Raw genomic sequence first — 20,780 nt, 5'->3', positions numbered from 1 at the left:
TTTCCCGTTTTGAATCGTTGCCGCTTTTTCCCACAACGGTTCAGTCTTGAGGGCATCGCGGTTAACCACGATAACATCTGGAAGATAGCCCGTTTCCCAACTGGGTGCTTTGACTAAAGCGCGTCGAGGAAAACGATAACGTCGTTGTAGTTTCCGACTCAGAGTGGTGAGGTTCTCAACTAGAAATTCAGTAACATCTTCATGCTGACCTGTTGGCTGCATCTCAAAAATTTTCCCATCAATAAGTTCGTATCGTCCGTCCTCTGGATACCATTCCAGGAATTGCTCGAAGGTTAACGTTTTGGGTTGGGTTCCAATTGTGATTAAGTTACTCATCCCATTACCTTTGATAATTGATTGTTGATGCCTCAAGGATAGGTATTTTTGCCGTAAGCCTTGATACCATTGTAATGTTCATCTTCAAGGGTCTGGTTTTCCTCGAATTGAGCTAGAGTTAGCGCTGCGTCAAAAATGACGCCACCAGTATAGTTCTAGCTGGTAGGCTTGGCGCAGGTGTTGTAAGGCGGCTGTTGATAACAATCCTTTCACCAGAGCAACGAATTGTCCCCACGCTAGCAATTGTGATTCACTCGTGGCTCGGTTGAACTGATATCTATAGAATATTGTCCAAAACTCTGGGGCAATTCGAGACTTCCAGCGCTTGCGCCAACGCACCATATCTTGAGGGGTGGGGGGTTCGGCTTCCAGGATGGGCGGAAAATCGGCATAGCTGACGAATCGGCTCAACCCTTTACCGTGAATGTAAACGATATGTTGCCAGCATTCGATGCGATAAATCTCGTCGGGGGAGCGGTTAAACAGCAAGGCGACTGTCTCGACAGTGACGAATCGTGCCAGGGGGTGACGGGTGGAGGATTTGTAATTGAGTTTTGAGGCTTCAAAGGTGGGCGTTTTTGTGGTATCTGTTGATAACATAGAAATTACATCCCATTTCATGGGACATTGGCGCGATCGCTCTTGGGTTTGTCAGACTTGGAAGAGCGATCGCTTTATATATCAGAATTATCATAAGGTGCAATTGCACCGATAGTCAAGTATGGGTTTAGTCAGGCTGAAAATTCGCGAACTGGCGGCTGAGAAAGGCTGGACGCTCAAGGAGGTTGCTGATCGTTCTGGCGTGATGTACAACACGGTCAAAAGCTATGCTCGCCGTTCCGAGTTGTCAATGGTAGACTTTACCGCGATTTATAAGTTGGCTCGAACCTTTGATGTGATGATTGAGGATGTGGTTGAGATTTTGGAGGAGTAGAGGTTATAAACTTAAACCAAAATTGCAGTACCATTCACACTGAAACTCAATTACAAAAGTTGAAAGGCTTGAAGCATAGCTGAGTTCAATTGCTGAATTTGATTGACTCCTAACTTACCGATACGTCGTGTAATCAACCGACGTTCAAGAGTAGCGATTCTTGTTACCCTAACTTTAGAGGTAACCTTTAGTCCAGTATTGGAAAATTCTGGATCTGAAGCATCTAGAACAAATTCATTTGGACTGAGACGAGTTAGATTTTGAGATGAAATAAAACAGAGGGTTATGTCATCACCTGTAGAATCTACCCATAACACTACAGCCGGACGCAGCTTTGTTGTACTCAAATCTGTGAAAGGGAAGGGAACTAAAACAATATCTCCTTTTTTGACAGACATTAGATTGCTTCCCCATCTTCAAGAGTATACAAATCGGGTTCATCGTACAGGAAGTTAAACGAGCCACCCTTTTGAGCCATTTGCATTAAGTCACCTGTTGAAGGACTTGATGATTCAAAAAACAGCTTTTCCTCAAGTAAATGACGCTCTTCTTTCGAGAGAGATAGGATAACTTGGATTAGAGAGTCAACGAGTTGAGTGTTCATATTCAATAGTTTTGTTTTACAAGAGTTAAGCCAGATTCAGTGTTTTGTCAAAAGTGACGCCACCAATATTGTTTGCTTCTGGTAGGCTTGCTTCTGGTAGGCTTGGCGCAGGTGTTGTAATGCGGCTGTTGATAACAACCCTTAATCGTGCTAGAGGATGACGGGTGGATGACTTGTAATTGAGTTTTGAGGCTTCAAAGGTGGGCGTTTTTGTGGTATGTGTTGATAACATAGTAATGAATTCCCATTTAATAGGATATTGGCGCGACCGCTCTTAGGTTTTTCAGACTAGGGGAGCGATCGCTTTATATATCGGAATCCTAACAAGGTGCAATTGCACTGATAGTCAAGTATGGGTTTAGTCAGGCTGAAAATTCGAGAACTGGCGGCTGAGAAAGGCTGGACGCTCAAGGAGGTTGCTGACCGTTCTGGCGTGATGTACAACACGGTCAAAAGCTATGCTCGCCGTTCCGAGTTGTCAATTGTATCCTTTTGTTCCCAGTCCATAAAACTGTAGTAATCTTCGACAAGGGAGCGACGTGGATAACTAGAAGAATAATCTTGTCTTGGAAAATCTCCTTGCACAAAGATTTCATCTATCTGTTTTAAAACAAAATTATCTACACAAAATTCTCTAACTTCAATCCTTAAAGCTTTCAGAAGTGGATTCATGCCTTATCCAGAAAATTTACCAGGACTTACGCAGCTACTACCACAGTGGCAAAGGTGCGTTACGCTACCCGTCGGGAACGCTTCGCGAACGCTAACACACCCTACTGGACTGACACAGCTAAAATTGTGGAATAGATTTGACCATTGAATCGGGCGCAAGTCTTTGCGCCCCTACAGTTTCCGGGCTCCCATTCTAATTCATCAAATAAGGTGTGCCACGCCACTACACATAGAGACTTTGCGTAAGTCCTATTTACCTAATGCTACAAAAATCCCCCACCCGAAGGCAGGGGATTATTTAATTACCTACAAGGCTTCAGTTCGCTAACCGAACTTACCCGCAGTCGAGGCAATCACAAACGCCGCGTAAGTTAAGACATACCCCACCGTAAAGTGAGCTAAACCAACCACACGAGCTTGAACGATGGACAGAGCAACAGGCTTGTCCTTCCAACGAACCAGGTTCGCCAGAGGCGTGCGCTCATGCGCCCAAACCAACGTTTCAATCAGTTCTTGCCAGTAACCACGCCAGCTAATCAGGAACATGAAGCCAGTCGCCCAAACCAGGTGTCCTAAGAGGAACATCCAAGCCCAAACGGACAGGTTATTGGTTCCAAACGGGTTGTACCCGTTGATTAGCTGAGAGGAGTTCAGCCAGAGATAATCACGCAGCCAACCCATCAGATAGGTTGAATTCTGATTAAATGTAGCTACGTTGCCTTGCCAGATGCCCAGATGCTTCCAGTGCCAGTAGAAGGTTACCCAACCAATGGTATTCAGCATCCAGAACATCGCTAAATAGAAAGCGTCCCAAGCGGAGATATCGCAAGTGCCGCCACGACCGGGACCGTCGCAGGGGAAGCTGTAACCGAAGTCTTTCTTATCGGGCATCAGCTTAGAACCACGGGCATCCAACGCGCCTTTGACCAGAATCAAAGTGGTGGTATGCAGACCGAGTGCGATCGCGTGGTGAACTAAGAAGTCACCCGGACCAATGGTCAGGAACAAGGAGTTACCGCCATCGTTAATCGCATCTAACCAACCGGGTAACCAAACGTTCCCGTAGTTGGGCCAAGCCGTGGTGGCAATGCTATCTGGATTAGATAGCAGCGTATCGAATCCGTAGAGCAGCTTACCGTGAGCCGCTTGAATCCATTGAGCGAAAACGGGCTCAATTAGAATTTGCTTTTCAGGAGTTCCAAATGCCACAACGACATCGTTGTGAACATAAAGACCCAAGGTGTGGAATCCGAGGAACAAGGAAACCCAGCTCAAGTGAGAGATGATTGCTTCCTTGTGATCCAATACCCGTGCCAACACATTGTTCTTATTCGCTTCCGGGTCGTAGTCCCGCACCAGGAATATTGCTCCGTGGGCGAATGCACCGACCATTAAGAAGCCTGCAATGTATTGGTGGTGAGTATACAACGCTGCCTGCGTGGTATAATCCCGCGCCATAAATGCGTAAGGCGGCAAGGAATACATGTGTTGCGCCACCAGCGAGGTAACTACACCTAAGCAAGCCAAGTGCCAACCTAACTGGAAGTGCAGCGAGTTGTTATAGGTGTCGTAGATTCCTTTGTGACCTTCACCCAACAAACCACCAAACGGGGTTCCCGGTGGGGGATTGTGCGCTGCCATGATGTCTTTCATGCTGTGTCCAATACCGAAGTTCGTCCGGTACATGTGACCCGCAATGATAAACAGAACAGCGATCGCCAGGTGGTGATGAGCAATATCGGTCAGCCACAGGGATTCAGTCTGAGGATGGAACCCACCTAAGAAGGTAAGAATCGCCGAGCCAGCACCTTCGGACGTACCAAAGATATGGTTGGCTGTATCTGGATTCTGGGCATAAACCCCCCAGTTTCCTGTGAAAAACGGAGCTAAACCCGCTGGGTGTGGCTTGACGGACAGGAAGTTATCCCAACCCACATGCTGTCCCCGCGCTTCGGGAATCGCAACGTGAACTAGGTGACCGGTCCAAGCTAAGGAACTCACCCCAAACAGACCCGCTAAGTGGTGGTTTAGGCGAGACTCAGCATTTTTAAACCAAGCCAAGCTAGGACGGAACTTGGGTTGTAAGTGCAGCCAACCTGCAAACAGGAAGACGGCGGCTAATACCAAGAGGAATAATGCCCCTTGATACAGATCCCCATTTGTCCGCATCCCGACGGTGTACCACCAGTGATACACCCCAGAATAAGCAATATCAACAGGGTTAGACGCACCGGCTTGCGTAAAGGCATCAACAGCCGGTTGACCGAATTGAGGGTCCCAAATCGCGTGGGCGATCGGACGGACGTTGAGCGGATCTTTGATCCACTGTTCAAAGTTGCCTTGCCAGGCGACGTGGAACAGACTGCCAGAAGTCCACAGGAAGATGATTGCTAGATGACCAAAGTGAGAGGCGAAAATCTTCTGATAAAGATTTTCCTCCGTCATGCCATCATGGCTCTCAAAGTCATGGGCGGTGGCAATTCCGTACCAGATTCGACGTGTCGTCGGATCTTGAGCGAGATCCTGGCTAAATTTCGGAAATTTTGTTGCCATCTGTCTTTCGTTAGGAAATCCTACAGAGACTTATGCTTGTGCTGCTCGTTTTCTGTCTTCTGTGACCCCCTGGAACCGAAGTTCCAGGTTGGGATAGGGTCGAGACAGGCAAGACACAGCGTCTTGCTTTATAGTGGTTTCGATTCAAACAGCCGTCATCCGACTGCTAGGATTCGTGCCAGGAAGAATGCCCAAGTGGTGACAATTCCTCCTAGGAGGTAGTGGGCTACCCCCACAGCCCGACCCTGAACAATGCTCAGAGCGCGAGGCTGAATCGCTGGCGCCACTTTTAGTTTATTATGCGCCCAGACAATGGATTCGATCAGCTCTTGCCAGTAGCCACGACCACTGAACAGGAACATCAAGCTGAATGCCCAGACAAAGTGAGCGCCTAAGAACAGGATGCCATAAGCTGACAACGCTGTGCCGTAGGAGTTGATCACCTGAGAGGCTTGCGCCCAGAGGAAGTCACGCAACCAACCGTTAATTGTAATTGCGCCAGCGGCAAAGTTACCGCCCGTGATATGAGACACGGTACCATCGGACGCCACCGTTCCCCAAACATCGGACTGCATCTTCCAGCTAAAGTGGAAAATTACAATCGAGATGCAGTTATACATCCAGAACAGACCGAGGAAGACGTGATCCCAAGCTGAGACTTGGCAAGTACCACCCCGACCTGGACCATCGCAGGGGAAGCGGAAACCCAGGGATGATTTGTCAGGAATCAAACGAGAGTTCCGGGCATATAGCACACCTTTGAGCAGAATCAGTGCGGTGACGTGAATCTGGAAGGCGTGAATATGGTGGATTAAGAAATCCGCCGTTCCCAAGGTGATCGGCATCATTGCCACTTTGCCACCCACAGCAACCATGCCACCGCCAAAGGCGTAGCTGACAGGTTCTAGGGCATTGGGAGCGGTTCCGCCAGGAGCTAGGGTATGCAAATGCTGCACCCACTGGGCAAAGATCGGTTGGAGTTGAATCCCCGTATCCGAGAACATATCTTGAGGACGACCAAACGCTCGCATCGTGTCGTTGTGAACGTACAGACCGAAGCTATGGAAGCCGAGGAAGATACAAACCCAGTTCAGGTGAGAAATAATCGCATCCCGGTGACGGATGACCCGATCCAATAGGTTATCCACATGAATATTGGGATCATAGTCCCGCACCATGAAGATTGCCGCATGAGCAGCACCCCCAACGATACAGAAGGCACCAATCCACATGTGGTGGGTAAAGATGGACAATTGCGTACCATAATCGGTGGCTAAGTACGGATACGGAGGCATCGCGTACATGTGATGCGCCACGATAATGGTCAGCGAACCGAGCAGCGCTAAGTTCCAGGACAGTTGAGCATGCCAGGAGGTGGTGAAGATCTCATACATCCCTTTGTGGCCTTGACCAGTGAAGGGACCCTTATGAGCTTCCAGAACTTCCTTAAAGCTATGACCAATTCCCCAATTCGTCCGGTAGAAGTGACCTGCGATGATAAACAGAACCGCGATCGCTAAGTGGTGATGCGCGGTATCGGAGAGCCACAATCCACCTGTGGTTGGGTTTAAGCCACCTTTAAAGGTGAGGAAGTCAGCATACGCCCCCCAGTTCAGGGTGAAGAACGGCTTCAACCCTTGCTCGAAACTGGGATACAACTCTGCCATCAAGCTCTTATTCAGGATGAACTCATGGGGGAGAGGAATATCCTCAGGAGCTACCCCAGCATCCAGTAGCTTGTTGATCGGCAGAGAGACGTGAATCTGGTGACCCGCCCAACCTAATGAACCACACCCTAACAATCCAGCTAAGTGGTGATTCATTGTGGACTCTACATTCTGGAACCATTCCAACTTGGGCGCCCGCTTGTGGTAGTGGAACCAGCCAGCAAACAGCATCAGGGCTGCCATGACTAGACCACCAATGGCGGTGCAGTAGAGTTGAAATTCGTTAGTGATTCCAGATGCACGCCAGATTTGGAAGAATCCTGACGTGATTTGAATGCCGTGGAACCCGCCACCGACATCCGCATTCAAAATGTCTTGACCCACGATGGGCCAGACTACTTGAGCGCTTGGCTTGATGTTGATTGGATCAGTAAGCCAAGCTTCGTAGTTGGAAAACCGAGCGCCATGGAAATACATGCCGCTCAACCAGACAAAAATAACCGCTAGGTGACCGAAGTGAGCGCTAAAGATTTTGCGCGATACATCTTCTAGGTCACTGGTATGACTATCGAAATCATGAGCGTTCGCGTGAAGGTTCCAAATCCACGTCGTGGTTTTTGGTCCCTTGGCTAGGGTACGGTCGAAATGACCCGGCTTAGACCACTTCTCAAATGAAGTAGGAACTGGATCTTTATCGACTACTACCTTCGCCTTCGTGTCCCGCTCAGGAGGGCTGATTGTCATCAGGAGTCTCCTCTCTATACAAGGAACGAGAAATATCCAAAAGGAAGTTTGCTTTTTATCAATTTAGCGGAAAGTACCGCTTTTGGCGTAACTTTCCTGGAAAAACGATATCCCCGTTGAAATTCAGGGGATACTCTTTTGTTGATGATAGGTCTGCTAGAGGCAGGCTTGGGCTGCACTTAACAAAAATTCAAATTTCAGCAAATCAAGGTCTACTTTGGGTTGTGCTGTGAGCAAACTCCTCAAAAAGTCAAGAGTGTGGTGAAAAAATTTACAAAACTCAACAATAGGTAGATTTAATCTCAGATTGGTCATTGGTCATTGGTCATTCGTCAAGTCGGGGCGGGTTTAGTTACATCTGGGTGCAACCGAAAAGATAGTAGTGAAACCCGCCCCTACATAATTTCCCCCATCTTCCCCATCCATCAGTAGAGGAGGAGCCATTGTTCGCTATAGTTCCTAATGAGCAGAATTCGTTGAGGAGATAGTGTGTTGGCTAGGAATCTTTGGTGGAAAACAGTAAAGACGATTTGTGCAGTTGCGCTGGTGGTCGTGCTTATGGCGGGACTGGTAGCCTGTGGCGATCGCACACAGACAGTACAGCCACTCGAAGAGGAAGCCCCACCGCCAACAGAACCCGTGGCACGACTCTCAGAAGTCGCCCCGCCCCCAGTAATTCAGCAACTGAACCGCCGCTTAGAAACCTATCAGCCTCAAGTCACCATCCTCAGTCCCACTCCGGATCAGATTCTCCAAGACACCACCGTCTCCGTACAATTCCAGGTGCAGGACTTACCCCTGTTCAAACACTCGGAATTAGACATGGGTCCTCATCTAAACGTAATTCTTGACAATCAGTCTCATATTCCGGTTTACACCCTCGATCAACCCCTAATCCTGGAAGACTTATCCCCCGGAACCCACACCCTACGAGTTTTCGCCGCTCGTCCTTGGCACGAAAGCTTTAAAAATGAAGGAGCCTACGCTCAAACCACATTTCACGTATTTACCCAAACGGACGATAATAATCCGGTAGCCAACCTGCCGCTATTAACCTATAACCATCCCCTAGGTAGCTATGGTGCTGAACCTATCCTGCTCGACTTCTACCTGACGAATGCACCCCTGCACCTCGTCGCCCAGGAAAACCCAGAAGACGAGATTATCGATTGGCAAATTCGCGTCACCATCAATGGTGAACGTTTTACCCTAGATCGCTGGCACTCTGTTTATCTCAACGGCTTTAAACCCGGTAAAAACTGGGTGCAGCTAGAGTTTCTGGATGAGCAAGGAAATCCGGTTAAAAACGCCTACAATAACACAGCGCGGCTCGTTCGTTATCAGCCAGGAGGCGATGACACCCTGTCTCAGTTAATGCGGAACGAACTCTCTGTTGAAGTTGCCCGTAGCATTATCGATCCCAACTATCAAGTTCAAGCTGCACCAACACCTGCTCCCGAAGTCACCCCCACACCTACACCTGAACCGACGCCATTGCCTACCGTAGAGCCAACACCGATACCCTCAGTGTCTCCTACTCCTAGCGAAGAAATCCCAACGGCTGAATCAGAGATATCCGAAGACGTTCCCACCCCAGAACCCGAAACACCTGTCGAAGAAATCCCAACGGCTGAATCAGAGATACCCGAAGACGTTCCCGCCCCTGAACCCGAGACACCTATTGAAGAAACACCAATACCGGAAACCGAGACTGGGGAAAAATCTCCCACAGTCGTAGAACCCACTACCCCCGATGACACCGTCCCCTCAGCCAAAGACTTGGAAACTCCGGAAGCCGAACCCACAGAAAAATCCCCATCCCGTGGCTTTTTCAATCGCTTCTATCAAACCATCAGGGAACGATTCCAAAAACCCAAAGTTTCTCCTACCCCATCCCCTGAACAACCAGAAGAACTAGAAACACCGTCACCTGAACCTGAGGTTTTGCCAGAGGAAACCGAGTCGCCGCCAGAACCCCAAGCGGATACAGAACCTGTAACTGTACCCCAAGAAACTTCTGAGCAAGCCTCGGATATCGTGACAGAGAAAACCGAATCTCAACCCAAACCCGAAGCATCTACACCCGTGGAGAAAACCCAAACCTCCCCAGAGGAACCCCAAGCGGATACAGAACCTGTAACTGTACCCCAAGAAACTTCTGAGCAAACCTCGGATATCGTGACAGAAGAAAGCGAATCTCAACCCAAACCCGAAGCATCTACACCCCTCGATAAAACTCAAACATCTCCAGAGGAACCGCAAGCGGATATAGAACCTGTAACTCCAACCCCAGAAACTCCCCCACAGCCATCTGAAGTGATTCCAGAGGACACAGAATTGAACCCAGAGACAACCCAAACCACCCCAGAAGAGGAGACAGATAAATCAGTAACTCCCGATCAACCATTACCGCCGGAATCCCCTGAATCGGAAGAAGACACGCCAATTCCCTCGCCAACACCCACAATTAAACCTGTCGTTCCTGACGCTGACTTGCCACCCACTTTACCCGAACTGATAGAAAAATAATTGCTTATGGTATTGATGAGCAAGGGTAATCAGCAGAGAAAAACCTGACTCTATCGTTGATTCCTCGTACACTCTTATCGTTAAACTGGAATTAGGATCGGAGCATTCAACAACCCTAAGCTGAATGGCACGCTCCTCGTATTCTGGTGGGCAATGCCCACCCTACGGTATATAAATGGTTTTGCTGCTCCAAAAATGCTGATATGAGCAATCAATAATCAACCATCAACCATCAACGAGAGATGATTCCATGACATCACGGGTTCGAGCGCCAGAACTTCCCCAAGACGGCATCTGGTTGAATACGGATCACCCACTTTCCCTGACGAGTTTAAAAGGGCGGGTGGTGATTCTCGACTTTTGGACGTACTGCTGTATTAACTGTCTGCATGTTCTGCCAGATTTAAACTATTTAGAACAAAAATATAAAGATAGTCTGACTATTATTGGCATTCATTCGGCTAAATTTGATAACGAAAAAGAGGCGGAAAATATTCGTCAGGCAATTCTTCGCTACAATGTTGAGCATCCGGTGGTTGTAGATTTTAATGGTAATCTCTGGCAGCAGTATGCAGTTCGGGCGTGGCCCACGTTAGTCGTGATTGGCCCGGAAGGATATGTGATTAGAGACGTGGCGGGAGAAGGGAATCGAGCGGTTCTCGATCAACTGATTGGGGAACTGATCCAGAAACACCAGCAAAAAGGCACAATGACAATGGAGCCACTTCGTTTCACCTTAGAAAAACAGCGACAGCCCTTGACTAATCCCTTGGCATTTCCTGGTAAAGTTTTGGCTGATGAATTTAGCGATCGCCTATTTATTGCTGACTCGGGTCATCATCGGATTGTGGTGAGTACGTTGGCAGGTGAGATATTAACGATTATTGGTACAGGTGAACCAGGATTGACGGATGGCACGTTTGCCGAAGCCCAATTTTTTGCACCTCAAGGTATCACACTAGATCCCGACAATCAACGTCTTTACGTGGCGGATACGGAAAATCATTGCTTGCGCTGCATTCATCTCAAAACTGAGCAAGTTGCAACCATTGCGGGTACGGGGGAGCAAAGTCGCCAGATTCAACCCCATAGTGGTTTAGGGTTACAGACAGCATTGAATTCGCCGTGGGATATTGAAATAATTGATAATCGCCTATTGATTGCCATGGCGGGTTCTCATCAAATTTGGGAAATGCAGCTTGAAACCGGTGAAATTGGCACATACACGGGGACAGGTGCAGAAGCCTGCTTAGATGGATCACGCCAGGAAGCCGCCTTTGCTCAACCCAGTGGGATTACCAGCGATGGTCGAGAACTCTACGTGGCTGATAGTGAAGCCAGTTCGATTCGGGGAGTGGGTCTGATTAATAATTTACCCGTGCGGACAATTTGTGGCAGTGGTGAACTGTTTGAATTTGGCGATCGCGATGGTCAAAAGTCCCAGGTGCGACTCCAGCACTGTTTAGGGGTGGAATATACCCAAAATTACCTCTGGGTGGCGGATACTTATAATCACAAAATTAAGCGCGTCGATCCGACTACAGGAAGTTGTCAGACCTTGTTAGGTAACGGAAAAGCGGGACACCGCGATGGTCAGAGTCATGAAGCCGAGTTTGCCGAACCTTCTGGAGTCAGTGCGATCGCGGCTCGTCTTTATATTGCTGATACGAATAATCATGCCATCCGTTGCGTTGATTTGGGTACGTTGGAGGTGACTACTTTAAATGTGAGATGAAGCTTGAATCTCCTGTGCTACAGTCGCTAACACCGCATCATGAATCGCCCCATTACTGGCAATAATTCCCTGATTATTGGACAGCTTCGTTCCACAGGCAAAGTCTAAGGGTTTACCATACATATCGCTGACTCGTCCCCCGGCTTCTTCTAACACCACTACACCCGCCGCATGATCCCATATATTTTGCCGTTTTGAGGACGCTAGGGGAAAGGGTAAGCGGATGTAGAGATCGGCTTCGCCTCGGGCAATGATACCGTATTTCACCATGGAATCAATCTGTAGGGACGGGGTGATAAAACCCAGGGATTGAGCGATCGCAGCTTCCAATTCGGGGTTTCCATGAGACGATTCTATGCTTTTGACTAATCGGAGAGACTCGATCCGATCGCATTCATTGACGCGGATCATCTGAGGTTGACCTCCAGCCAGGGGAATCAGACTTGTCCCTTCTCCTTTGACGCCGACAAATAGAACGCCGCGATCGCTATCCGGTTGGTTGGGATGAATCGGAATCGCTGGAGATCCTAATACGCCCAGTTTCACCTCACCGTCTTCAATTAGCGCTAAGGCGATCGCATAATTGTCACCCCGGACATAGCCTTTTGTCCCATCAATCGGATCAAGCGTCCAATAGCGATTTGCCACTTGACCTGTACCCCGATCAATCCAGGTGATCACGGTTTCCGGTGTCGCCTCGCCAATCTGAGACCTAACATAATGAGTCACCCCTGTCAACTGTTGCGTCATCGCCGGTTGTCGCAACAAGCTAGAGTTTTCCTCACCCACAATCGGATCACCGGGAAACGCCTCCGCTAATACCCGACAAATAACGGCTTGTGTGCCAAAATCTGCTACAGTTACCGGAGAGCGATCGGGTTTGGTTAGGGTTAAGGAACCCTCTTCTCGACGCACTTGTTCACATAATTGAGCCGCAGCCGTTACAGCTTGGATGGCGACCTGTTTTTCTCGCTGGTAGGACATGGTTTAATGCTGAGTCTGATCTTAACCCCGTTAGTATATAGGGTGTTGACTCAATTAAGGTTAAGGGATTAATCGTTATGCTTCTATTCCCTCAGCGTCTTAACTAAGTCCCTGGACATAAATTCTGTATCCTTGACTAAAAAATGTTAACACGCTTCAAATCCTTACGGCTGCCTGTTGCCTGTTCCTTCCTCATCTCAACCCTTCACTTTAATTGTTCCCACTTTCTTATTTAGAACTATCAGAATCAGCATTGGAATTAGAAGCGACAGCCAGAGTAGTCGGGGATTTTTTGTCGTTCAACGGATTGGAGAAAAAATCTCCCGTCTGTGGGGGTAACGTGGGGTCAAGAACAATTTCCGCTAAACTTTTTACTACCCCCGTCACTGGAATCGCCAGAATCACGCCTAAAATTCCGCCAATTTTCGCCCCCAATAGCAACGAGGTTAGAATAATCACGGGCGATAAACCGGTTAAATTGCCCATAATTCGTGGCGCAATTAAATTATCTTTCACCTGTTGCAAGGCGACAGATACGCCCAAAACTTCTAAGGCTAGCCACCAATCAATAAAGGCGACGACAATGACCACGGTAGTAATTCCCAGAGTAGCGCCAACAAAGGGAATGATTTCCATGAAGCCGATAAAAACAGCGAACAGCAGAAAAAACGGCACTTGTAATACCCGAAAGCCCAGAGTTAATGTAGTTGCCATAAATAACCCCAGCAACAGTTGACCGGATACAAACCGCTGTAGATTACGTCGCAGGGCTTGGGTTAAACCATAACGGATTTTGGTGGAGACAATACTGGTAATCCCGCGCCATAATCGTTCCCCATCAATGAGCATGTAAAACGAAAGAACCAGGACTAAAATTAAGTCGATAAACCAGTTAAATGTCCCCACAACTAAGCCCAAACCCGTTGACGCGATCGCTTCGGCTTGGGCTTGGATACGTGCCAAGAGTTGAGAGCCTAAAATTCGCACATCAAAGGGCAAGTTATGGTCTACACTCCAGGCTTGAAACTCCACCAATTGCTGTTGACCTTGTTCAAGCAATTCGGGAAACCGCGTTACTAATTGCCGTCCTTGATTCAACACAGGTGGGGCTAGCGTTAAGGCAATAAATACCACAAACACTGCGGCGACCAAATAAACCAAAATTGCCGCCACTGTGCGAGGTAAAAAGGGTCGCAGTAGCCGCACGGCATAGTTAAGCAAAAACGCAATCAGAGACGCCGTGAGTAAAATACTAATGATTTCCCCGACATAACTCAGCGCCATCAGCGTCATCCAACCGGTTACTAATACCAGTAACCAGGTAATTAGCAGTTTTTGAATGGGTGAAAACATAAAAGAATTCATCGCAGTTTCCGGATTGTTTTCTTTTGTCCGACTACTTAGTTTACTCTGATCACGTCGCGATTGAGTCAGATAAGACCCCAACTTTAGGGTAGCAGGTTGGTGATCATCGTTCCGGTTTCGCTGTCATCCCTCCGGTTTAGGGTGCTGTAAGTACCTGGATCTAAATTCTGTTCGCTGTACTAAGAAATGTTAACAAGCCTCAAATCCTTACATAAACCAATGCGGCTCTCCACCTCTAAGTTTAATTGTTTCCACCGACTGATGAGAGTCTTCCCGACTGCATGACAATTGTCAACGAATCTCGGTTGAGAGATTAATTATCGGCAGAAAGATGGAGAAGCTAGGCGGTATTTATCAGGTCAGCTTGTCATCCTGAAGCGGGATGATTTTATCGCTAGATTGTGATAGAAGTTTCCCAGTAGAATAATTCGGTCGCATCGAACCAAGTTCAATCATCTCGAAAATCGAGGTGATTTGCTCCAGGGGATAATTTATTTGTTACCCTAATCAATAGACGAAGAATTAGCTGTAGCAACGGGTACAGCTAGGCGAACATCAGATGTCAGGTATAGACGCGAGACTGGCGTCTGTCAAAGTTCTGTTGTCATGCCTAGGTACAACTGATTTGAAGGGTTGGTCAATTTACGCCATCCTCTGCTAAGGAACAAGAGAGTACCGTTAAATCTCTCATCAGTTGAGGACTGAAATAAGTCTATGCTATAAATAGAGTCTTTGTAATCTTATTGGGTGGAGTACATCGAGTAGAATGAAACAAGTGGGAACTCATCTGGTCGTTGACGCATGGGAAGCGCCTGAAGACCTTCTTAATGATCCTGAGGGAATTCGCCGCGCCTTAATTGATGCGGTTTCTGCTGGAGAAGGAACGCTCATTGATTTATGTGTACACCAGTTTAGTCCCCACGGAGTTACGGCGACAGCGACATTGGCGGAGTCTCATATTGCTATCCATACGTGGCCCGAACATGGCTATTTTGCCGCAGATTTATTTTTTTGCGGCTGTGGTAAGCCCAAAGAAGCGATGAAACTGCTACAAACAGCGCTCCAAGCCAAGCAGGTGCGGATGAGGGAAATTCCACGCGGTTTTGATACTATACCAGACATTCAGGAGCGAATTGAAGAGTCTGTCTATCAGATGGTGAGTTGACATCCCTCCTACTCACCCGTTGAGTAGCTGGGGAAGCATGTAGAGACGTAGCATGCTACGTCTGGGAAGCTGGGGGAGAGATAAACTGTTCAGTTATTTCTGCCTTCTTGGACTAGGTAAAGTGGGGAACTGCAAATGTGGCTACAGAGGTTAAGGTAGAGTCACCCTGGAGGAAAAAACCATGTTCGAGACAATTATTGTGTTTGTCTTAGGTTTGACCCCCCCAGTGCTTTCGATATGGGTGATGCATCGGGCTAAGGAACAGGCGCAAATTCGGTTAAGAAATTCGATTCAAGCATCAACGGCTAGGGTACTACCCAGAAATCCACATCCATTACCGCCGGATCAATATTATCTGGAAGGGGTTGGTTATTTAATCGGTGATATTACTTGTCGATTTAATGCTCGTTGAACGGGTAGGTTCACAGACAGATCCCCGACTTCTTCAAGAAGTCGGGGATCTTGCTTAGTGACTGTACCTCATCAACCTGCAATTTGCTGTAATCTTGATGGTTTCCTCTAACTGAACGACAAAACTCGCCCTGCTCCCCAGATAAAATGGATTCAATGGTTCTCGCGAAAATAAGCGGTAGCCAATTGCGTGATGTGTTGAATTTCGCTTAAATCAGGACTCTGAATGGGATTATTCATGCCTAACCAGAGCAGATATTCAATATTACCCGCCGGACCAGTAATCGGTGACCAAGTTAAGCCTTGATAGACCCAACCTAAATCATGAGCGGCTGGTAAGATTTGGGCGATCGCGCCAGCCTGATCTTTAGGATCGCGTACCACGCCTTTTTTGCCAACCTGTTCTCGTCCCACTTCAAACTGGGGTTTCACCAGCAACACCACCTCACGCGGCGCTTGCAGCAGGTTCCACAAGGCGTCTAGAATTTTTGTCAGGGAAATAAACGAGACATCGACAACCCCTAAATCGGGATAAATCTCCTGTTTATCCGGGTTGTCTACTTGCAGGGATTCTCCATATAAATCAGTCGGTTGCAAATAGCGTAAATTCGTGCGTTCTTTCAAAATTACCCGCTGATCATTTCGCAATCTCCAAGCGACTTGTCCATACCCCACATCAACACCATAAACCCGTTTTGCCCCCCTTTGCAGTAAGCAGTCGGTAAAGCCTCCCGTGGAAATACCGCCATCTAAGCAAATCCGTCCCTCTACAGCAATGCTAAACTCGTCTAAGGCTTTGGCTAACTTTTCCCCACCTCTGGAAACATAAGGGGATTTCTGAGCAATTTTAATCTCAGCAGTTGTCTCGATTTCAGTTCCCGGTTTATCGACAAGTTGCTGATTAACCCGTACTTCTCCCGCCCGAATCAACCGCTGTGCCTGTTGTCGGGATTCGCATAAATTAAGGTCTACTAATAAACTATCCAGTCGTTGTTTCAAGCGTCTAATGGATCAACAAATTAATCGACCCTATTATCATACTCAATTTGGTTTTATACAAGAAGTCGGGGATCTTAGTTGGTGTAATCAAAGTCCCCCTTTTAAAGGGGGATTTAGGGGAATCTAAACCTTGCTACCTGGAAACTTAGATATCCAGATCAGTTAAATCCAGTCGAGAACCATAGGTTTCAATGAATTCCCGGCGAGGAGCAACCCGATCGCCCATGAGAACGGTAAAGATGCGATCGGCTTCAGCTGCATCTTCGATCTCGACACGCTTCATCGTCCGCGTTTCTGGGTTCATCGTGGTATCCCAGAGTTGATCGGGCATCATTTCGCCCAAGCCTTTGAACCGTTGGATACTGTAATTGGCGTTAGCCGGGAACTCATGTTGAATTAAGTTGGTGAGTTCGCGATCGCTATAACAGTAGTAATGATTGCGTCCACGTTCTACTTTATACAATGGCGGACAGGCAATATGGATATACCCCTGATCCACCAGCGCCCGTTGATAGCGGTAGAAAAAGGTCAGCAATAGGGTGCGGATATGGGCGCCATCGACATCAGCGTCCGTATTCCGCGCTGCCAATCCTCCTGTTCCACAAATAAAGTTTTGGTCACCCTCCACGGAAAAATCATACACATAGTCACCCACCAATTCAACTTCGTGATTCTCCACCACTTTCAATCCCATCAAATCATCGCTGATGGATAGATATTGTTGCGGCTGACTCTTTGGACGTGCCAAATAATCTTCCAATCGTTTTGCCTGATGATGGCGCTGCCAGATTAGCCGACACTGTTTCAGTTGCTCTTTACTGCAGATGCGAATAAAGTAGGCAAGATGTCGTGTTTGAACAGGAGATTCAGGAGGATTTCGGTGCTGGCTATTGTGAACACCAGCAATTAAGCCAAGTTGTCCCAATAAATAGAGTAAACCATCTTTCAATGTGGCAGAAACCGTTCCAAATACAATGCTATTTTTGGTGACTGAGCCATCACCGAGTAAATAACCCTCCAAAAATGCCAGTTGTAAGGATTCAGGTAAGCTAAAAACAATATCCGGCAACTTCTTCTCGTGCGCCCATCCATTCAATCCCCACGCTTGTAATAGTCGCGCTGCGGCAACACTGTGGAAATAGAGTTTAATTCCATCGTATCGTGGATCATTATAGCGACGTGGTGTTTCACCAAAGACAGATTCAATCGCCGTAATCAGTTCCGGAATAAACGGTTCATCCTTTTTACCTAAATTCAGGCTAACTTGATGCTGACTCAGGGTTCCTTCCGCCACATACCAACCCAAGAACCAGAGTAATTCTGGCGTAATCGGCAAATAGCGGTTAAATGCCTTATTTGTATGCGCCTGGGGTACAAGTTGCACCTCGTCATCAAGCTGCGCCAGTTCACTCGGCGTAAAGTAGTCAAAGGGTTTATAGTTACTCACCTCACGCCAACGGGCATTTTTACTCGTATCATCTTGGGCTAAACAGTCATCCAGCTTCGAGGGTAACGTCTCGTAACTCACATGATCATTTCCGCCAATCGCATCCAGATAATTGAGGAAATCCGGTAACGTGGGGCGATTAATCCCTCGTTCCCAGTGACTAATCGTTATCGGCTGTTTCACGCCAACGGTAGTCGCCACCTGCTTCTGGGAGATTCCTAACTCTTGACGTTGAGCAATTAACTGTTGCCATCCGGCTGAGTCTAGCGTAACCCGTGGCTCATTCCATTGATCCTGTCGCGTCACCTTTGCCAGAACCCGTTGGCTGGCAATTTTTCGCACCGCTTCCCCTTGTAAATAGAGGGATTGAGTCAATCCGGCTCGATACAATGTTTTGAGCAAATCCACTCGTGTCGGAATTTCTTTTGGACGCGGTAAACGCCGACTCGCTACCAACCAATCACCGGGTTTCACTTCATTCCCTTTTTTCAGGCGAACCTCTCCATCTTCATAGACAAAGACACTATGAGAAGACGTTACCTTCACCGAGCGATTGTAGCGCGTGGTGATTTTGTACATCGGTTCCTCATGGCTGTGACGAATCACGGCTTTCAGAGGGCGGAAGCGGGTGGCGTGTGTCACCGGATCAAAGGAAATCACCCGATAACGTTCGGTGGTGCGACGCCCTTCGATGCAATCATCAATGAACCCGCCAATGGAGACCAACTCCGTGCGTCCGGTATCATCCATGACGAGAGTCGGTTCATCTCCGGCGACACTCATAATCACAACCCGGTGGTAGCGCAGATGTGAGGCGTCAAATTCCTCCCCTTTGATCCCCAAACCCAGGGCGGTAATCAGGGATTGAATTTCTGTGTTCTTGTAAATTTTGGAATCGTCGGTTTTCTCGATATTGAGGATTTTACCCCGTAGCGGTAGAATCGCTTGAAATTGGCGATCGCGTCCTTGTTTGGCACTCCCGCCTGCACTATCTCCCTCAACGATGAAGATTTCCGATTCTGCGGGATCTCTGGAACTACAATCGGCTAACTTACCCGGTAGAGGAGATGACTCTAATACTGACTTACGCCGAACCAACTCTCGCGCCCGACGTGCGGCTTCGGCGGCTTTAAAAGCTTGGATGGCTTTCTCTAAAACAGCATCCGCGACTTGAGGACGAAATTCCAAATATTCCGTCAACACTTCACCCACCAGGGAATCCACGATACCCCGAACTTCGGTATTCCCCAGTTTGGTTTTGGTTTGTCCTTCAAATTCAGGATCAGGGACTTTGACGGAAATGACGCCAGTTAATCCTTCCCGAACATTCTCACCGCCCAGGTTAGACTCATTCTCTTTCAGTTTATTCCGCTTGCGTGCGATCGCGTTTAAGGTTCGAGTCAGAACGGTCTTTAACCCTTCTAAGTGTGTCCCACCGTCAATGGTACGGATATTATTGGCAAATCCCAACAAGTTATCGCTGTACGCATCAACGCACCATTGCAGCGCCACTTCCACTTGCACATTATTCCGTTCACCCTGAACATAAATAATTTCTTGGTGCAGGGCTTCCTTTTCCCGGTTCATATATGCCACATATTCCTGGATACCCCCCTCATAGTGGTAGCTGTCGCTGCGTTCGGGAGAAACGCGGTGATCCGTAAATGTAATCCTGACGCCGCCATTCAGGTAGGCAAGTTCTCGCAGTCGCCCTGCTACCGTACTATAGTCAAACTCGATCCCATTGGTAAAGATTTGGGTGTCGGGTTTGAACGTCACCGAGGTTCCCGTGCGGTTTTCTTTACTGGGTTTGACAACTAAATCACCCATAGCAATACCGCGTTCGTAGCGCTGGGTATGAACTCGTTTGTCTCGCCAAACCGTAACATCCACCCATTCTGACAGGGCGTTGACAACCGAAACCCCAACGCCGTGCAATCCGCCCGACACTTTATACCCGCCGCCGCCAAACTTACCTCCGGCGTGCAGCACTGTCATTACGGTTTCCAATGCTGATTTACCCGTCTTAGAATGAGTATCCGTGGGAATACCCCGTCCATCGTCGGTCACGCTAACGGAACCATCGCTGTTGAAGTCAATTTCGATATGAGTACAATAGCCAGCCAGTGCCTCATCGATCGAATTGTCTACAACCTCGTAAACTAGATGATGGAGTCCCCGTGGACCGGTAGAACCAATGTACATTCCTGGACGTCTGCGTACCGCTTCGAGACCTTCCAAGACTTGAATCTGATCGGCACTGTAACTACTTGTCATATCAGGGATTCTCCAGTAAACGCTTTTAGCGGTTGATATGCTTCAAAATGACAAAACACTCAAAAATTCTAGCACAAAAGGGTTACAGGCGGCTACAGAGTAGTCTGAATAGATATTTATAGTAGGGATAAACCTAGGTTGGGGAGATGAGGGAGATGGGGTTGTAGGGGTTTGGTCTCCAAACCCCATTTCATAGGTAGGGGGAGAGGGGGGAGATGCTCATAAGGGTAGGTTTTTTATTGGGGTTGAGGTAAGAAAAGGAAGACAGGTAGACCAGTAGACAAGGAAGAGTGAGAACGAAAAATAGGGCGTTTCGGCTTTTAGAAGTTAGCTTGACCGAACAAGATTCTGTACGGTT

Annotated in this window: 17 protein-coding genes and 1 pseudogene; 6 read left to right on the top strand and 12 right to left on the bottom strand. The window is 47.9% G+C overall.

The genetic code is table 11. The features are described 5' to 3' along the window. Positions 1 to 336: Uma2 family endonuclease (locus RIE73_RS13005; protein WP_446401571.1), on the bottom strand; the 336-nt coding region annotated here is incomplete at its 3' end. A 129-nt stretch (positions 337 to 465) separates the two neighbouring features. Next, entirely contained in the window at positions 466 to 936 is a 471-nt protein-coding gene (locus RIE73_RS13000; RefSeq protein ID WP_446401570.1) for a hypothetical protein, read from the bottom strand. Positions 937 to 1,057: 121 nt separating this feature from the next. Between RIE73_RS13000 and RIE73_RS12995 the strand changes: the two genes are divergently transcribed. After that, positions 1,058 to 1,270: a helix-turn-helix domain-containing protein gene (locus RIE73_RS12995; protein ID WP_446342930.1), complete on the top strand. Its 213-nt coding sequence runs from the start codon at positions 1,058 to 1,060 to the stop codon at positions 1,268 to 1,270. Between the two features lie 50 nt (positions 1,271 to 1,320). Here RIE73_RS12995 and RIE73_RS12990 read toward each other — a convergent pair whose 3' ends face one another. The 3 genes from RIE73_RS12990 to RIE73_RS12980 are packed head-to-tail and all read right to left on the bottom strand — an operon-like array spanning position 1,321 to position 2,106. Beyond that, positions 1,321 to 1,668 carry a type II toxin-antitoxin system PemK/MazF family toxin gene (locus RIE73_RS12990; RefSeq protein WP_446401569.1) on the bottom strand — a complete coding sequence of 116 codons (348 nt, stop codon included), beginning with the start codon at positions 1,666 to 1,668 and terminating at the stop codon, positions 1,321 to 1,323. Continuing rightward, the gene (locus RIE73_RS12985) at positions 1,668 to 1,874 is read right to left on the bottom strand and encodes a hypothetical protein (protein WP_446401568.1); all 207 of its coding nucleotides are present in this window, start codon (positions 1,872 to 1,874) and stop codon (positions 1,668 to 1,670) included. Before RIE73_RS12985 ends, RIE73_RS12990 begins: the two co-directional genes overlap by 1 nt. A 25-nt stretch (positions 1,875 to 1,899) precedes the next feature. Continuing rightward, the gene (locus tag RIE73_RS12980) at positions 1,900 to 2,106 is read right to left on the bottom strand and encodes a hypothetical protein (protein ID WP_446401567.1); all 207 of its coding nucleotides are present in this window, start codon (positions 2,104 to 2,106) and stop codon (positions 1,900 to 1,902) included. A gap of 120 nt (positions 2,107 to 2,226) precedes the next feature. On the opposite strand from RIE73_RS12980, the pseudogene RIE73_RS12975 reads away from it, so the two are divergent. Then, positions 2,227 to 2,367 (top strand): annotated as a pseudogene (locus tag RIE73_RS12975) (helix-turn-helix domain-containing protein); the annotation flags it as partial. Here RIE73_RS12975 and RIE73_RS12970 read toward each other — a convergent pair. The 3 genes from RIE73_RS12970 to psaA all read right to left on the bottom strand — a co-directional run bounded on the left by RIE73_RS12970 (position 2,331) and on the right by psaA (position 7,510). After that, complete coding sequence (locus tag RIE73_RS12970; protein WP_446401572.1) at positions 2,331 to 2,546, bottom strand: hypothetical protein; 216 nt, start codon at positions 2,544 to 2,546, stop codon at positions 2,331 to 2,333. The pseudogene RIE73_RS12975 and the gene RIE73_RS12970 overlap by 37 nt on opposite strands. A 324-nt stretch (positions 2,547 to 2,870) precedes the next feature. Further along, positions 2,871 to 5,099, bottom strand: coding sequence for a photosystem I core protein PsaB (gene psaB, locus RIE73_RS12965; protein WP_446401566.1), 2,229 nt, complete (start codon positions 5,097 to 5,099; stop codon positions 2,871 to 2,873). A gap of 155 nt (positions 5,100 to 5,254) precedes the next feature. Further along, positions 5,255 to 7,510: a photosystem I core protein PsaA gene (gene psaA / locus RIE73_RS12960; protein ID WP_446401565.1), complete on the bottom strand. Its 2,256-nt coding sequence runs from the start codon at positions 7,508 to 7,510 to the stop codon at positions 5,255 to 5,257. 558 nt (positions 7,511 to 8,068) lie between these two features. Here psaA and RIE73_RS12955 point away from each other — a divergent pair. Further along, positions 8,069 to 10,039: a hypothetical protein gene (locus tag RIE73_RS12955; protein ID WP_446401564.1), complete on the top strand. Its 1,971-nt coding sequence runs from the start codon at positions 8,069 to 8,071 to the stop codon at positions 10,037 to 10,039. Positions 10,040 to 10,289: 250 nt separating this feature from the next. Beyond that, positions 10,290 to 11,774 (top strand): thioredoxin-like domain-containing protein, encoded by a 1,485-nt coding sequence (locus tag RIE73_RS12950; RefSeq protein ID WP_446401563.1) that lies wholly within the window; start codon positions 10,290 to 10,292, stop codon positions 11,772 to 11,774. On the opposite strand, the gene RIE73_RS12945 is transcribed toward RIE73_RS12950, so the two are convergent. Together RIE73_RS12945 and RIE73_RS12940 are read right to left on the bottom strand one after the other, a co-directional pair. Next, complete coding sequence (locus RIE73_RS12945) at positions 11,760 to 12,758, bottom strand: 3'(2'),5'-bisphosphate nucleotidase (RefSeq protein WP_446401562.1); 999 nt, start codon at positions 12,756 to 12,758, stop codon at positions 11,760 to 11,762. The genes RIE73_RS12950 and RIE73_RS12945 overlap by 15 nt on opposite strands. 228 nt (positions 12,759 to 12,986) lie before the next feature. Beyond that, the gene (locus RIE73_RS12940) at positions 12,987 to 14,123 is read right to left on the bottom strand and encodes an AI-2E family transporter (protein ID WP_446401561.1); all 1,137 of its coding nucleotides are present in this window, start codon (positions 14,121 to 14,123) and stop codon (positions 12,987 to 12,989) included. A 766-nt stretch (positions 14,124 to 14,889) separates the two neighbouring features. Here RIE73_RS12940 and speD point away from each other — a divergent pair. Further along, the gene (gene speD, locus RIE73_RS12935; protein WP_446401560.1) at positions 14,890 to 15,288 is read left to right on the top strand and encodes an adenosylmethionine decarboxylase; all 399 of its coding nucleotides are present in this window, start codon (positions 14,890 to 14,892) and stop codon (positions 15,286 to 15,288) included. Between the two features lie 181 nt (positions 15,289 to 15,469). Then, the gene (locus RIE73_RS12930; RefSeq protein ID WP_446401559.1) at positions 15,470 to 15,700 is read left to right on the top strand and encodes a DUF6464 family protein; all 231 of its coding nucleotides are present in this window, start codon (positions 15,470 to 15,472) and stop codon (positions 15,698 to 15,700) included. 152 nt (positions 15,701 to 15,852) lie between these two features. Here RIE73_RS12930 and RIE73_RS12925 read toward each other — a convergent pair whose 3' ends face one another. Then, positions 15,853 to 16,698 carry a TlyA family RNA methyltransferase gene (locus RIE73_RS12925; protein WP_446401558.1) on the bottom strand — a complete coding sequence of 282 codons (846 nt, stop codon included), beginning with the start codon at positions 16,696 to 16,698 and terminating at the stop codon, positions 15,853 to 15,855. A gap of 145 nt (positions 16,699 to 16,843) precedes the next feature. Further along, entirely contained in the window at positions 16,844 to 20,422 is a 3,579-nt protein-coding gene (locus RIE73_RS12920; protein ID WP_446401557.1) for a DNA gyrase subunit B, read from the bottom strand. Positions 20,423 to 20,780: the final 358 nt, after the last annotated feature.

It is taken from the genome of Coleofasciculus sp. C1-SOL-03 (assembly GCF_040220555.1).
GTDB lineage: Bacteria > Cyanobacteriota > Cyanobacteriia > Cyanobacteriales > Coleofasciculaceae > Coleofasciculus.
The sequence above is the reverse complement of the archived record's forward strand: the minus strand, read 5'-3'. Positions and strand labels throughout refer to the sequence as shown.

Excerpts from the sequence above, each read along its gene's own strand:
- speD (WP_446401560.1), top strand. The coding sequence starts at position 14,890 with ATGAAACAAGTGGGAACTCATCTGGTCGTTGACGCATGGGAAGCGCCT.
- RIE73_RS12945 (WP_446401562.1), bottom strand. The coding sequence starts at position 12,758 with ATGTCCTACCAGCGAGAAAAACAGGTCGCCATCCAAGCTGTAACGGCT.
- RIE73_RS12970 (WP_446401572.1), bottom strand. The coding sequence starts at position 2,546 with ATGAATCCACTTCTGAAAGCTTTAAGGATTGAAGTTAGAGAATTTTGT.
- RIE73_RS12955 (WP_446401564.1), top strand. The coding sequence starts at position 8,069 with ATGGCGGGACTGGTAGCCTGTGGCGATCGCACACAGACAGTACAGCCA.
- RIE73_RS12940 (WP_446401561.1), bottom strand. The coding sequence starts at position 14,123 with ATGAATTCTTTTATGTTTTCACCCATTCAAAAACTGCTAATTACCTGG.
- RIE73_RS12985 (WP_446401568.1), bottom strand. The coding sequence starts at position 1,874 with ATGAACACTCAACTCGTTGACTCTCTAATCCAAGTTATCCTATCTCTC.
- psaB (WP_446401566.1), bottom strand. The coding sequence starts at position 5,099 with ATGGCAACAAAATTTCCGAAATTTAGCCAGGATCTCGCTCAAGATCCG.
- psaA (WP_446401565.1), bottom strand. The coding sequence starts at position 7,510 with ATGACAATCAGCCCTCCTGAGCGGGACACGAAGGCGAAGGTAGTAGTC.
- RIE73_RS12950 (WP_446401563.1), top strand. The coding sequence starts at position 10,290 with ATGACATCACGGGTTCGAGCGCCAGAACTTCCCCAAGACGGCATCTGG.
- RIE73_RS13000 (WP_446401570.1), bottom strand. The coding sequence starts at position 936 with ATGTTATCAACAGATACCACAAAAACGCCCACCTTTGAAGCCTCAAAA.
- RIE73_RS12995 (WP_446342930.1), top strand. The coding sequence starts at position 1,058 with ATGGGTTTAGTCAGGCTGAAAATTCGCGAACTGGCGGCTGAGAAAGGC.
- RIE73_RS12980 (WP_446401567.1), bottom strand. The coding sequence starts at position 2,106 with ATGTTATCAACACATACCACAAAAACGCCCACCTTTGAAGCCTCAAAA.
- RIE73_RS12920 (WP_446401557.1), bottom strand. The coding sequence starts at position 20,422 with ATGACAAGTAGTTACAGTGCCGATCAGATTCAAGTCTTGGAAGGTCTC.
- RIE73_RS12990 (WP_446401569.1), bottom strand. The coding sequence starts at position 1,668 with ATGTCTGTCAAAAAAGGAGATATTGTTTTAGTTCCCTTCCCTTTCACA.
- RIE73_RS12930 (WP_446401559.1), top strand. The coding sequence starts at position 15,470 with ATGTTCGAGACAATTATTGTGTTTGTCTTAGGTTTGACCCCCCCAGTG.